This is a genomic window from uncultured Campylobacter sp. (genome assembly GCF_938045225.1).
Lineage (GTDB): Bacteria > Campylobacterota > Campylobacteria > Campylobacterales > Campylobacteraceae > Campylobacter_A.
The window spans coordinates 1-14,719 of sequence record NZ_CALINL010000239.1 but is presented as its reverse complement, the minus strand read 5'-3'; the positions used below and the strand labels follow the sequence as shown (position 1 = coordinate 14,719).

The following is a 14,719-nucleotide window of genomic DNA, read 5'->3' as shown; positions in this document are numbered from 1 at the left end:
AACTGTAAACCGATAAAATACTTAAATAGTATTTAATATTTTTTTAAATATAATCTAGGAATTAATTTTAAATTCAAACTAAGGACACAATATGGCCGAAAACTCCGTTGCACCTAAAGAACGTATAAATATAACGTATAAAACCAAAACGAATAACCAAGAGGCCGATGTAGAGCTACCGCTTAAACTTATGGTTATGGCAAACCTGACCGGCTATAACGACACTCCGCTTGAAGAGCGAGAGGTAGTGTCCATAAATAAAATCAATTTCGACCAAGTAATGCAAAAAATGGATATAAAAACAAATTTTACCGTAGAGAATAAGTTGGGCTTGGGCTCAGATGAGATCAACGTAGAGCTTAAAATATCAAATATGAAAGACTTCTCTCCGGATAACATAGCAAAACAAATTCCTGAAATAAATCAACTTTTGGAACTAAGAAAAGCGCTGGTGTCGCTAAAAGGTCCGATGGGAAATATTCCTGATTTCAGAAAAGCGGTTTTGGATGCATTAAAAGACAAGAAAACAAAACAAGAGCTTCTTTTGGAAATAAAAGACTCTCAAGACGTAAAATGAGGAAGTAAAATGCAAGAAGTAAAAGTTAAAACGCCTATTATCGAAAGTATTATGGAAAAAAGCAAGTACTCCAAAGACGACGAAAGCTACAGTATAGTAAAAAAAGGAGTGGCGGAATTTATCTCAAATATAGTAACATCCAAGAACCCGGAAGAGAAGATAAATAAACTTGCTCTCGATGAAATGATAGCCCACATAGACGACCTTTTGTCAAAGCAAATGGACGAAGTGCTTCACAATAAAGATCTCCAAAAACTCGAGTCGACATGGAGAGGTATCCGCTTTTTAGTAGAGAGAACAAATTTTAACGAAAATATCAAAATCGTCCTCTCCGACATAACCAAAGAAGAAGCTCTTGAGGATTTTGATTCAAATTTGGATATCACGCAAAGCGTAATGTATAAGCAGGTTTACTCCCATGAATACGGCCAGTTCGGCGGAGAGCCGATAGGGGCGATTATAGGCGATTACGAGCTTGACAAAACCAATACCGATATGACGTTTTTAAACAAGATGTCCTCTATCGCCGCAATGAGCCACTCTCCGTTTCTAACATCTTTATCCTCAAAATTCTTTGGGCTAGAAAACTATGCCGAGCTAGAAAATATAAAAGACATGAAAAGTATGCTTGAAGGCCCTCAATACACCAGATGGAGAACCTTTAGGGAAAACGAGGATGCAAAATACGTGGGCTTACTAGCAACCAGGTTTTTAACTCGTTCGCCTTATTTACCGGAGGATAATCCTATAAAAAGTTTTAACTATAGAGAAAACGTAGAAGGCTCTCACGAGCACTTACTTTGGGGCAATTCGGCATATACGTTTGCCACAAGACTTACGGAGAGTTTCGCCGATTTTAGATGGTGCGGAAATATAATAGGTCCAAAAGGCGGTGGAGCGGTCAAGGATCTGCCTACCTATCTTTATGAAAACTACGGTAGCGTGCAAGCAAAAATACCAACTGAAGTCTTGATAACAGATAGAAGGGAGTACGAGCTTTCCGAAAACGGATTTATTACTCTTACTTTACGTAGAGACAGCAATAATGCCGCATTTTTTTCTGCAAATTCGGCTCTAAAACCTAAAATTTTCCCAAATACTCCGGAAGGAAAACAAGCTGAAACAAATTTTAGGTTAGGCACGCAGCTACCTTATATATTTTTAATATCTCGACTAGCTCACTATCTCAAAGTTTTACAGCGCGAGGAAATAGGTACGTGGAAGGAAAGAGCAGATGTGGAGCGCGGTTTAAACGAGTGGCTAAGGCAGTACATTTCCGATCAAGAAAATCCGCCTGCAGACGTAAGGAGTAGAAGACCGTTTAGAAGCGCTAAAATAAACGTAAACGATATTCCTGGCGAGCCTGGCTGGTATAAAATAGAGCTACTAGCTAGACCGCACTTTAAATTTATGGGCGCTAATTTTGAGCTATCGCTGGTCGGAAAACTAGACAAAGAATAAATTTAGGCGGACTATGTCATTAAGCGATAGGGTTTTACATACATTAAATGAAGAAAATGCAGACAATCCCTATCGCCAAGATATTTTAAACGATATAAAAGAAAATATAAGCATACTATTAAATTCCAAATTTGACGACTGCATAACCATACAAGGCTCAAGCCTGCCGGATATGTCTTTTTTAAATATTGATTCGCAAGAACTCTGCCAGCTAATGGGAAAAGAAATATACAACCTCATTCAAAAATATGAAAATAGAATTAATATAGTTGCCATAAACTATGATGATTCATTAAAGCCGTGGCAATTAACTTTTAATATAAGATATACTAGGCAAAATGACGCCTTTAAGGAGTTTGCCATAAAAGTAACTTTTCGCAATAATAGATATTGTGAGGTTTTATGATGAAACAAAACGAAAGCAACGTGTTATATTTTCATAAAGAAATGGCCTATCTTCGTGAAATGAGAGAGCTTTTTATAGAAAAATTTCCAAAAGTAGCACCATTTTTAAATACGGACAGCAAAGATCCCGATGTCGAAAGAATCATAGAAAACGTAGCTATACTTACATCTAAAATTCATCAGGAGCTCGATGAGAATATACCGCTAATAGCCGAATCCCTAATAAATATCGTATCGCCAAACTATACCAATCCTGTACCTTCGGTATGTATTCAAGAATTTTCTTTAAAAAGCGATAGCAAAAAAAATAGCGCAGTCATACCCAAAGGCTCGGTCGTAGTTTCCAGGACAATTAATGATGTAAAATGCAAATTTAAAACATCATATGACGTATTTTTGTATCCTTTAAAGATAAATAAAACGTATCTAGACAATAACAAAAGCGATTATGTTTTAAAACTGGAATTAAGTATCACGAAAGATGAAATAAGTTTATCGGATATTGATTTAAACCGCATTAATTTATATCTAGGCAACGATGTATATATGTCTTCTACGCTAGTTATGTGGATGAAAACGTATTTAAAAAAAATTATCGTATTTTGTACCGATAGCGGAGAAACTTTTAGCATACCTATTTCATCGCTCGAAGTATTAGGGCTTGACGACAAACTTCTTGATTATGAAGATTTCGGTTTTGAGGCATTTGCTCTTTTGCAGGAACTATTTTTTATGCCGTATAAATTTAATTTTATATCGATAAAAAATTTGGACATACTAAAATCTTCCGGCTCTAGAAATTTTACGATCGAATTCGTGTTTGATAGAAGCCTTCCAAACGGCTATTTTCCAAGAGTTGAGCACTTTTCCTTATCTTCTACCCCGGCCATAAATTTATTCGATATGAGCGCGGAGCCTATATTAAATAACAACAATAAAAACGGTTATAGGATTTTTTTAGATAGAGCAAAGATCGACGCTTACAATATAGTTCAAGTCACTAAAGTAGTTGCTCATAATAGCGATACTGGTAGACGAGTATTAAAAAACTACAAAAGTTTTGAACGATTTAATTTCTTTAACGGCGAAAATGTAGATGACTTTTACTCTTTAAGCGACAGGAGGGACGGCAGCTCAAATTTATTCAAAGAGATCTCGTTTTTTTCCGACTCTCAGAAGGAGCAAACCATAACCGTAGAAACTATATGTTGCAACGGGAATTTACCATCCAAGCTTAAGATATCAGAAATAAACGACTTTCCCGCCCAGCCGGAAATTAATACAAAAAATATTACAGTCCCCACATCTATGCAAAAAGTGGATATAGACGGAAATTTACTTTGGCGACTCGTATCCATATTGTCTTTTAGTTATCGAACCATACTAGAAAAAAAATCATTCCTAGCCGTATTAGATGCCTTTTCATTTGGCGATAGTCCGATATCTAAAATTTTGGCAAGCTCGCTAAAAAACATAAAAACCAAATCCATTTATAGAATAGACGGGCGTATGACGAAAAAAGGCACATTGTGTATATTTTATATGGATGAAAGTAAATTTTATAGCATAGGCGAAGTTTATATCGCGGGGCTGGTTTTATCTAAATTTCTAGCCAGCTTTGCCTCTATAAATTCATTTTGCGAGCTAAAAGTAAAATGCACCCAAAGCAAAATAACGATAGACTATCCGCTTCATAGCGGCAATAAAGCGTTACTGTGAAATTAACCGGGCAAACTTCTTTTTATAGACTTATCAAAAAAGCCTTAAACGACTACGACAAAAACGATATCGTTTTAAGAAATAGCTCAAAACTAGGCCATCCCAATAAAGAAATAGAATATGTTAGGCCAAACAATGAAGAAGAGAAAAATTTTCTAGAAATAATGGTAAATTTTATGGGGCTATATGGCAGCTCTTCACAGCTACCAAGCTATATGCTAGATAAATTTTCTAGAAGCGATAACGAAAATTGGAAATTATTTTTTGACTTTTTTAATAATTATTTGCTATGGATATTTTTTGAGAGCGTATCCATGCAAAATTATCCCAAATCTTTTAAGAAAGATTTTAGCGATAGAATTTCAACTATATTATTTAATATTTTAGGCATAGACGACAAAGAGGTGGCCAGGTCTTATCTACCGTTTGCGCCGCTACTACTAAGCTTAAGGAGACCGAAACTACAAATACAAAGGGTATTAGAATATAACTTTAATCTTAAAAATAAACTTTTTATATTGGAAAATATCCCGCATCAGGTAGTTATAGAGCCAAAGCAACGAAGCTATCTAGGTAAACTAAACAACCGCTTAAGTAAAAATTTTATACTGGGCAAGAAAGCACTGGACTATCAAAGTAAAATGGCTATTTATATAAAGGGCATAAATTACGACGAAGCAATTAAATATTTTCCAAAGGGGCAAAAATACGACAAACTCAAAGAAAGCGTGATTTTTCTTACAAATAACGAATTTGCCGTGGATTTATACATAAACATAAAATATTCCCCAAAAATGAATCTTAAGCTAGGGGACGACTCTCATAGCAAATTAGGCTACGGCTCCATAATAGGAAAAGATAAAAAAGGCTCTTATTTGATGTTTTTTAGGCTATACTCCTGATATTTCATAAATCCAAATTAAGCATTCGTTTTAAATTTTAAGAAGTTGTGATATAATCAAATAATTATTTAATCAAATCTTGGATCGGTGGTAAAGTTGTCTCTCTCGTTAATATCTAGAATTCTTAGTATTTTTAAAATAAAAGGCGTTTCTATTTTTATATCGCTTATTGCGATTAGTATTCTATTTTGGCGGTATAGCCCAGATATTGCTTTTAGCGATGTATATATTTTTGCAAACACATCATCTAGGGTAATAGCTATTTGCATTTTTTGGCTAATTGCATTCGTTATTTTCGCCTTGCGTGCAACGATCAAATTTTTCTCTTCTATAAAAGACGATAAAAGACAGCAAATAAAAGAGTTAAAAAAGATATCAAACGAATCCGTAAATAAAGCTAAAAGAAATTTTTTTATATCCGTAAAAGATGCAAAAAATACTTGGAAAAACGATATAAAATTTAAAAAAATACCGCTTGTTATGATAATAGGAAATGAAAGAGCCGGAAAAAGTGCTTTCATTAATTATTCTAATATAGAATACCCGCTTGGAGATAGCCTCGATACATACAAAAAAATACATCAAAGCACGACTAATTTTAATCTTTACATATCAAAGAGCGGAGCTCTTATAGATACCGAAGGCGTTCATTTTGCTCAAGAAGTTTTATTTAATCCATCTTCAACAGACGAGCTTCCAGAGGATGACGTAGAAAAAAACAAAGACTTTCTCCTAAAAAAGAACATATGGAAAGAGTTTTTAAATTTCTTAAATAAAAATATTTTTCACTCTAAGTTAGGCGGCGCTATTTTAATAGTGGATACTCAACAGTTTTTGGAAAATCCCAAAGAGTACTCAAATGATCTAATAAGATACATGGTAAAAAGAGTAAACGACTGCGAAAATAGCTTGAAAATAAAATTTCCCATTTATGTGGTATTTAGCAAACTCGACCTAGTCGAAGGTATGGGTGATTACTTTAAGCTTTTTAAAGACGATGTCGCAAATAAAGCTTTTGGACTCAGCTTGCCAAATAGCTTTAATAAAGACGAGCTAGATAATGATTTTAAAGAGCTAAGCCGTTCGCTACTTTACAACATAATGAGTAAAAACTCGCTTTCTCACTCCCTTGAAGATAAAAAACGCTCTTATTTATTCTTAAAACAACTAGACAATCTGTTTGCGCTCGTAAGCGACTTTGCCTTAAAATTAAAAGATGAAAATTCATTGAAAAACAGTTCGCCGATCAAAGGCGTTTACTTTGTTAGCGCATTTCAAGAAAACGTACCTATAAACTATCTAGTAAATACGGTGTGCGATAGATACGGTGTGAAAAAGCCGTTAGCTAGAGCTGTTAATAACTATAGCAAGCAGAGCTATTTTGTTAAATCGCTACTAAAAGATATTGTTTTTAAGGGTCATCTTGTAAATTCGAATTTAAATACAAGCCTAAGCGCGAAAATTTTAAATTACGCATTAATAGTTTTTATTTGTACCGCCGCTTACTTTGCGTGCAGCCATTTTCTAGGACTAAAATCGGCAAAAGAGCTAGAGGCGCAGAGTGCTATGCTTTCGGTATCCACACTACTTGACGGCCAAAGATACAAAGATTATACCCCTACTCAAAAGATAGAATTATTACGCAATCTAAAAGAAGCCCTAAAAATATACCCTAGACTATTTTCGGGGGATACTAAATTTGAATATCCGCTTTTGGATATATCCTACAAAGGTTTTAAGTCCGCCAAAGACTTGTATACGGAGCTAACGATAGATTTTCTTAAAAATACCATTCTTGTCGAGATGGAAAATATGTTAGAGACCGAGACAAACCCGGACAATCTCATAAAAGCCTTTTATATGTACCAATCGTTGTTTGATAAAGATTTTATAAATGCTAATTTGTTTAAAATTTGGATCAAGACAAATTGGGCTAAATTTGAAAAATACAACGTAAATCAAGACGATTTTTTATCACACGTCGATAGCGTATTAAATGCTGATTTAAACGATATACCTCAAAATTTAAATTCTATCAAAGTAGCCAACGACAAACTTGTAAAAGTAGAAAGATTGGAAAGGCTATATTCTCTTTTGGAATTTATATCTTATAAAAATGAAAAAGAATTTTACGATATAAAAAAAGAAATTTCCGGAATTAACGGCGTTATAGAAAACAGCAACGCCTTCGAGCCGTTTAATAAAATTTATGCGAAAGAGGGCATGAGGCAGTTCTTATCAAATCTAAGCTCTTACATAGACGACTCGGCGAATATCGAAAAATGGCTATTTCAAAACAAACAAGCAAGCGGACTTGATGCAAACGAAGATAAATCGGCTCTGCGCTTAGGCATAGCTGGGCTGTATTTACAAAAATACCGCTCCAGATGGATGACCGTGATAAGCGGCATAACGCCTAAAAAATTTAACTCCAGAAAAGAGACTTTAGATGAACTAGAGATATTATCGAAAGTTAAAAATCCAGTAAATTCGCTTGTAGATACGCTAAATGCAAATACTATTCTAACCGACGAAACTTTCTTAAAATACATATACAGTCTTGGCTATCCTTCTACCGAGATTAGAAAATTATTTTCAAATTTTAGCTCTGATTTTAGCCCGTACCATACGCTAAACGATAGCTCGAAAGAAAACGGCATACTAAGTACCATAAGCGACGATGTATCTAAAATCCATAAAAAAATCCTCGACTTTAACTATGAGATGTTACAAAGCGAAAATGACAAAATAACTTATGTAATGGGCGGCGTCAAAAATGAAAACGACCCGTTTATAGTTTTAAATAACGACTCAAAAATGCTCCCTAAAGAGCTTATGAACTACTATCAGCAAGTATCTAAGCTGTCTTGGAAGCAGGTAGAGTCGGGAGCCACTACTTTATTAAATACGGCATGGCAGGATGAAATTTACAGCCTTTACGCAAACGAAATAATGCCGTTTTACCCATTTGACGAGACAGCGGCACAGTCCGTTAGCATACAATCGTTTAAAGCTTTTTTCGGTAAAAACGGGGCTTGGAATCAGTTTTACGATAGATTTTTAAAGAAAATTTTAACCAAAGGGACAAACGGCTACAGAGTAAAATCGGCGTATGCGAAAGATTTTAAATTTAGCAAGAGTTTCTTGGAAAACATATCCGTGATAGATAATATCGCAAGCACCATGCTTGATCTAAACGACGAGATTAAAATCAACTTCTATATTAAAGCAATTGATTTATCGGCGGATTTTAGCAACATTAACGTTTCGTCGGTAAACGATAAAAGCATAACCTACGATCATACGCTGCCTTCAAGTCTTCACATAACGCCTAAAGATTTTGATACCTCCGCGCAGATCAAATTCGCGGCCAAATTTCAAAACGGTAATAAAATCGAGCAAAAAACATTTAGCGGAGAGTGGGCTTGGCATAGGCTTTTGCGAAATTCAAGCTATAACTCTGAGCAGGGTAAATATTCTCTTTATCTTAATCCGCAAGAAAAATACTACTTCGGATTTGACGTAACGCCTAATAATGCCGAACTGATGGAACTTTTAAGAAATATATCTTCATTTAAGTTGCCTAAAAATATTTTAAATTAAGGAAGATTATGGAGCAAATAGCCGTTACTATACAGAATTTAGAAAATGCCGCAAACTACTCGTCTAAATTTTATATCTTTGATGAAAACGGCGGCGATATAGGAAGCGATAGCGGCGTAACCTTTAGATGTCAAGATTCAGATGGAGCCATACTCGCCAGGCATGCGCGCATAGGTTATGAGGAGGGATTTTTTACGATATCTTCATATGAAAACTGCGATATATTTTACGCCGATTCTTTTTCAAAGATCGCAAGCGACTACGAAACGGTTGTTAATGAGGGGGACGTGTTTAGGGTAGGGAGCTTAAAACTCATGTTTATAAATCCCTCAAAACTAGAAGAATATGCTGCTAAAATGCAAAAACTAATAGAAAATACGCCTAGTTTCGACAAGCTTGACGATGTGCGCCTTGAGCCTAGAGGCAAGCTTTTAAATGTTGATTTTAAAGAGCAACCCGATATCAATATATTTCCGAAAGAAGACGACGAATTTTACATCAAAAACGACTATCCCGCAAAGGCGACCGAGCCAAATCCCGCATATGCTCCAAAACCTTTTACGCAAAACATGATATCTTCGCAAACATTAAATGATCTAACGCAAAAACTACTGGGTCAACTTAGAAACGAAATTGCGCCAAACACGATAGAGTCAAATTCCGCCACTCTAAGCGTAGCCGATCTAGAAGCCATACTCTCCACCATACGCCTAACCGACTCTACAAAGCTAATCAACTCGGTCTTATTGCAGCTAGTATGCAAGGAGCTATACTCTCATATGTACGATATAGTCGAAAACAATTCGTTTTTTAAGTACCTATCAGGAGCCGTTACCAAAAGTACTCAGGAGAAAAAGGAGTCTTTTGAATATTTAGTACTAAAGGCTCTAGAAAGCTATATCTCAAAAAAATAATACTATATAAATTTAAGCAAGCTCGCTTAACAGGCTTGCTTAAATTATCCCAATCTACCTAATCCTTAATATTATGCTCTTTAGCATACTCTTCTATCTTATCTTTTAGATCTTTGGGAAAGCTAGGTTTATACATAGCAGGAGTTAAAGGATTTAGTCTTTTATCTAGTTTACCCGATTCATACATTCTTTTTAGTTCTTCTGGGGTATTATAATACGGTGCGTTAGGATAACCTTCGGGAGGAGTTAGGGACATTATTTTAGATTCTAGCAGGGTGGAGTCGATGTATAAGGCAATGGTTTTTTGATCCCACGTATTTGGATATCCGACAAGATCGAATTTTTCCTTATAGTCTTCTAGCGCCTTATTAGAATAATTTACAAACTCTTCCCTGGTCGTTTCATTTGCGTCTATATCTCTAGGGTCTAAAAGCTTGCCTTCTTCAATTTTCTTGATTAAGTGTCTATGTAGAGCGCCGTCAGCCATTGCCGCTACCCCTCCCCTATTAAAATCCATAATAAAATCGCTCCCTACTATCTCGTCTAGATAAGGTATCATACCGTATTGGTCTAAAGGAGGGTTTTTATATAGGGCTTGGAATTCTAATGAACGGGATAGGTTTTTGTTTAGTCCTACCGCATATGTATAGTATTTAAAACAATCAGATAATGCCCTTAAAGCTTTTACTTCTCCTAACTGAGCGGCTAAAAACAAAGCCTGGAATTCTCTTGCTTTAAACCCTCCTAAACTTCCGTTCCCAAATGCCAAGGGATTACCTAGTATTCCGGAACATATACCCCACTCTCCTATGAATAAATCCGATTTAAGGGTATTAACGTTTCTCTCCACCGTATCGTAAATATCTTTGTATTCGGGTTTAGTTAGTCTTCCTTTTTCATCTACTCTTGCTATAGCGTCATCTGGTATTTCAAGCATAGTACATTTTAGATTACTTCTTTTTACTAGATAGATATATCTATCTCTTTTATCTTTTAAGCTTTCATAGTATGCTTTTTCTTTTTTAGTCCAAGGAGAAATTTCTTTAGAATTAGGTTTAAAGCTTAGCTTATACCAAGGCTCAAAGGATAGATACTCTGTTTGTCCGTATTCGTTAGGGTTTGGATTAAAGTAGCTTGGTTTATAGTCTTTATAGGGGGAGGAGTTTAGGATGTCTCTAGCGTCTAGTAAGTATTTTGATTGAATTTCCAAGTAGTCTTGCCTTGTTCTAACCTTTTCATATTCTTCGTTATTTGGGATTAATAAATTTGTCTTTTTATCAAATTTAACCTCTCTGCCGTCTGGAGTAAGCACGGTATAAGTTTCATTGTTCATCGCATTTCCTTTTAAGTAATATATCGTAATCGTTGTAGCAATTAATACCGCTGATAGTATAAGTATCTTTTTCATCTCTTATCCTATAAATAGTCCGTCTTCCATTATTATGGTAGTTGCTAGTCTGCCTACTAGGCGGGGAGGAATTTCTGACACTTTCTTGCTATCTCTTCTCTTTTTATCCGCTGCATAGTCCTTACACCCCACATAAAGCCCTTTGATATTATTCTTGCCTATTACGTCTAGGGCTTGCAGTAGTCTTCTTGCTTTATTATCCACCTTAGACTCTTTACTAGTAGTATCCGTATTAAAGTTTCCTTCTTTAAAGTCTTGGAGTATTTCCATAGCTTCGTTGTAGCTGTCTATAGCAGACTCCATATTAGCCATACTTTTACCTCTGGTTTGAGCCTCTTTATACATCTCGTAAATTTCTCTTCTTTGCGTATAGTCCATAAAGCTACTATTTGATATATCCAAAGGTCTTTTTGAGTCCGCTACCATAAGCTCTTTTGGCTCAAATGGCATATCATGGTTTTTTAGATGAGTAAAGAAGCTTTGATCGTCTTTATACGTAGTTCTTAGTTCGTCTAGGCAAAGATAGGCTATAAGTTTGTTTAAAGGCATATTTTTAGATAGGCTAGAGTTTGTTTTAGTATAGATGTCGTCTATATCGTAGTAAAAGAATTTATGATAGTCTAGGCCTCCGCTAGACAGTCTTCCTCCTATTATCGTTCTTTTTAAATCTACGTTCATAAAAGAGGAGTGTATTTGCATAGGATAGTAGATATACTCTTTAGTATATTTGCTCATAGGAGCTAGGGATATATTTTTTACCGCATACGGCTCGTCGTATTTGTGAGTATAGTATTTGTGTAAGATATCTTCGTATTGACGCTTATGCTTTTCGTATTCGGAGATGTAGAGGCTATCTAAGATGAAATTTAACCCGCTACCGGTTACTATGGTTTTTAGGGTGGTTTTAGCCGAGTTGGTAAAGAATTTACCCGTAGCTTTTAGCATTAAGCTTCTATAGATGGGCGCTTTAAACTCTTTTAGTATATTTTTTAGTTTTTTTAGGCGTATAGGAGCATCTTTTGGGTTAAGATTATCCGTAGCTTCAAAGTAAGCGAAAATATTCTTTTTTATCTCGACTATGGCTGCGAAGGCTTTAACTTTTAGCTTTTTAGATAGCCTCTTGACTCTTTTTTCACTCCCTAAAGACGCAAATATCCTAAGCTCGCCGATATTTTCCATAAAGATTTCTTTGATACTGCTTTTTGAAAAAATATAATTAGTCATGCTTTTAACTATGTTTGCATAACCTTTGCTTCCAAAAAATCCGTAAAAAGGGAAAAGCTCTTCTAAAACTTCGTCTACTATAGTAGATAGCGACATATCTATGTAAAATTTATAATTTTCATCCATAGGTACGGACTTAAACGGCCTCATAGCGTTATCGTGGGCTTTTTTTAGATCTTCATACGCCCACCGTTCGTCTTGGGTTACTTTGTCGTCGAAATTTGAGCCGTACTCTTTCTCGAAATCTTTAAAAAACTCGTAAAAGCTATCTTCAAATATCTGCATACCGTTTTCTACGAAACCGTTTTCAAAGCCGTCTACGATCTCTTCTATGCATACGGCGTCTTTTTCTCGGGCGCTTTGCATAGTCTGTTTAAAGAAGTAAATTCTCTTTTTGCCTTCGCTAGTTTGTAAAAACGCATCCTCGTTTAAAAGCTTGAACCGCTCGTCGTATACGGTTATGTACTCGCCGTCGTTACTACTAAAAAAGCCTCCCGGGGAGTTAAATTCGATTAAAGATTGGTCGAATTTTTGTCTAATGACGTAAAAAGTCGTAGCTAGAAGGAATACGTCTATGGCGGAGTACGGATACTCGGTTACCTTGCATTCTCCTCTTATGCCACTACGCTTTGCTCCTGATATGAGGTTTTGTACTTCTTTTTTGCTTCCGTACTTTCCAAGGCTTTGTGAATTGCTTTCCGTGTAAACCACTTCGACTTCGTATTTTTTATTTATAGTTTTAAGATAATCGGCAAATTCTTTTATACTTGATTTTAAAAATTCCCCTTCTTTTTCTTTTATATCCTCCATATCTGCGGGAGATCTGAAAAATGAATCTATATGTTGCAATTTTAGGTTCGATTCATCGGCGATAGCTTGCATGGCAAGGTAATGGCTTATAGCATCTTGCTGCTCTTCTTCTCTTGTTGCGACCGCATTCCTAAGAGCCTCTTCGGCGCTTTTGATATCGTCTTCAAATTCTTCTAAGATATCCCTTGATATACGCACGAACGGACTTAAATTTAGCAGATACAAGTCCTCTTCTTCTTTTGCGTTTACGCTTATGGAGTATTTGCTGTAGTCTTTTATCTGGCTTATGTCGTCGGGTTTTATTAGCTTTGGGTCTTTATCGCTTCTATTGTTTTCATCGTTTATCTTATAGCTAAGCGCCGTTTCTACTATATACTCGCTTAGTTTGGCGTTAGTTTTTTGCGGGGCTCTTGACAGCACGAGATAGTTTTTGGCTAGTTTTCCGTATCGCAAGCTGTTTGTATCCCGGTCTTTATCGGCGGCGGATTTATCTCGGATGAGATTTGCGAATTTTAACGAGTTAAAAAACGGATGTTGAATGTATACGAAGTGCGCGCCGTTTGATACTATGCTACTTTCTACGGATTCATACAAGCTATAGCTATCTTTATCTTTCTTTCCGGTATTTTTATAAATACTTACGTTTCCGTTTTGAGCTTTACGGATCTTTGCTCTGATATCAAAAAAGTCCGCGCCGCTTAACTCTATATTGTTTTTTAGTTGATATGCGCTGCCAGGTAAATAATTTGGTTTGAGAGGATTGTTTCTAAAATCCATCTCCCCATCTTTTTTATTTTCGTTAAATATGAAATTTCCGCAAACGCCTAGATACTCGTCTACGTTTGTTTGCGCATTTAGCCCATCAACCTCAAATCCCGAAAAATCTATAAATCCTCCGCTGCTACCGTCCTTGGACTTAAATACTAAAACATTGCTAAGAGAGCTTGCATTTAGTAGCCCGAAGATAAAGCCAAACTCGCTAGCGAGTAAATTCGCTACCGGTCCCGCAAAGGCGTAAAAGCCCTTTTTCTTGCTATGCTCGTATATTTTAGAACCGGTTTCATAAATATCTCCCGCAGACATTAGTAAGCTTACCGGCTTAAATGTCTTTTTAAATTCCGTAAAGTCTATTATGCTAACAAGCGCTTTTGTCAGCTCTTTTACCGTAAAGCCGTATGTTTGCTTGGATGTTTTTTCTATATTGCTTTTTAGTTTATTAAACGTATTGCTTATACTTTCTTTTACTTCCTCTTTCGGGGCGAAATTTTCGTTTTCCAGTATGACCTCGGCTTTTTGGATTATACTTTTTTGCAACTCATCCAAACTATTCTTGACGCTGGTTTTGTTTACGTCGTAGTTTTTTACCAGTTCGTTTGCCGCATCGGCGAAATTTTTTACTTTTTCATACTCTTTTTTGTTTTCGTTCGCAAGGTTTATTAGCTCTTTAACGAATTTTTCTATGGGATTTTCTTCGTCTATTACGGTATGCACCTCTATAACTTTGTTTAGTCTTCTAATGTTAAATTTGCCGTTTCTTATCGTTTCCCTGCCGTCTATTAGCGCGCTTTTATCGATAAAACGGGGCGTTACTATGGTGATATTATTATGCAACCAGGACTCCCCTATCTTAGGGCTCATATCAAAAAGCCTTTGCATGATAATGCCGCCTAGGGTACCCAGCTGTATCGTATCGTTA

Annotated in this window: 9 protein-coding genes; 7 read left to right on the top strand and 2 right to left on the bottom strand. The window is 35.9% G+C overall.

The annotated features are described in order from the left end of the window. Positions 1-91: 91 nt before the first annotated feature. The 7 genes from tssB (at position 92) to Q0200_RS08465 (ending at position 9,581) form a co-directional block, all read left to right on the top strand. Positions 92-577: a type VI secretion system contractile sheath small subunit gene (tssB, locus tag Q0200_RS08495; RefSeq protein WP_122874661.1), complete on the top strand. Its 486-nt coding sequence runs from the start codon at positions 92-94 to the stop codon at positions 575-577. 9 nt (positions 578-586) lie between these two features. Next, on the top strand, positions 587-2,038 hold the full coding sequence (gene tssC, locus Q0200_RS08490) for a type VI secretion system contractile sheath large subunit (RefSeq protein WP_297940257.1): 1,452 nt from the start codon (positions 587-589) through the stop codon (positions 2,036-2,038). A gap of 13 nt (positions 2,039-2,051) precedes the next feature. Next, positions 2,052-2,444, top strand: a complete 393-nt coding sequence (locus tag Q0200_RS08485; protein WP_297940255.1) for a GPW/gp25 family protein — start codon at positions 2,052-2,054, stop codon at positions 2,442-2,444. After that, positions 2,444-4,162, top strand: a complete 1,719-nt coding sequence (gene tssF / locus Q0200_RS08480) for a type VI secretion system baseplate subunit TssF (protein ID WP_297940253.1) — start codon at positions 2,444-2,446, stop codon at positions 4,160-4,162. Before Q0200_RS08485 ends, tssF begins: the two co-directional genes overlap by 1 nt. Further along, positions 4,159-5,064 (top strand): type VI secretion system baseplate subunit TssG, encoded by a 906-nt coding sequence (locus tag Q0200_RS08475; protein WP_297940251.1) that lies wholly within the window; start codon positions 4,159-4,161, stop codon positions 5,062-5,064. The genes tssF and Q0200_RS08475 overlap by 4 nt, the downstream gene beginning before the upstream one ends. 87 nt (positions 5,065-5,151) lie before the next feature. After that, the gene (tssM, locus tag Q0200_RS08470; RefSeq protein WP_297940248.1) at positions 5,152-8,667 is read left to right on the top strand and encodes a type VI secretion system membrane subunit TssM; all 3,516 of its coding nucleotides are present in this window, start codon (positions 5,152-5,154) and stop codon (positions 8,665-8,667) included. An 8-nt stretch (positions 8,668-8,675) separates the two neighbouring features. Then, positions 8,676-9,581 (top strand): hypothetical protein, encoded by a 906-nt coding sequence (locus Q0200_RS08465; RefSeq protein WP_297940245.1) that lies wholly within the window; start codon positions 8,676-8,678, stop codon positions 9,579-9,581. 58 nt (positions 9,582-9,639) lie between these two features. Here the strand turns inward: Q0200_RS08465 and Q0200_RS08460 are convergent, their stop codons facing one another. Both Q0200_RS08460 and Q0200_RS08455 read right to left on the bottom strand, forming a co-directional pair. Continuing rightward, positions 9,640-10,989: a thioredoxin reductase gene (locus Q0200_RS08460; RefSeq protein ID WP_297940242.1), complete on the bottom strand. Its 1,350-nt coding sequence runs from the start codon at positions 10,987-10,989 to the stop codon at positions 9,640-9,642. A 3-nt stretch (positions 10,990-10,992) separates the two neighbouring features. Then, positions 10,993-14,719 (bottom strand): hypothetical protein (locus Q0200_RS08455; protein WP_297940239.1); only part of this gene is annotated, 3,727 nt, incomplete at its 5' end.

Bases quoted from the DNA above. Each gene is read 5' to 3' on its own strand.
- tssC (WP_297940257.1), top strand. From the start codon at position 587: ATGCAAGAAGTAAAAGTTAAAACGCCTATTATCGAAAGTATTATGGAA.
- tssB (WP_122874661.1), top strand. From the start codon at position 92: ATGGCCGAAAACTCCGTTGCACCTAAAGAACGTATAAATATAACGTAT.
- Q0200_RS08465 (WP_297940245.1), top strand. From the start codon at position 8,676: ATGGAGCAAATAGCCGTTACTATACAGAATTTAGAAAATGCCGCAAAC.
- Q0200_RS08460 (WP_297940242.1), bottom strand. From the start codon at position 10,989: ATGAAAAAGATACTTATACTATCAGCGGTATTAATTGCTACAACGATT.
- Q0200_RS08485 (WP_297940255.1), top strand. From the start codon at position 2,052: ATGTCATTAAGCGATAGGGTTTTACATACATTAAATGAAGAAAATGCA.
- tssF (WP_297940253.1), top strand. From the start codon at position 2,444: ATGAAACAAAACGAAAGCAACGTGTTATATTTTCATAAAGAAATGGCC.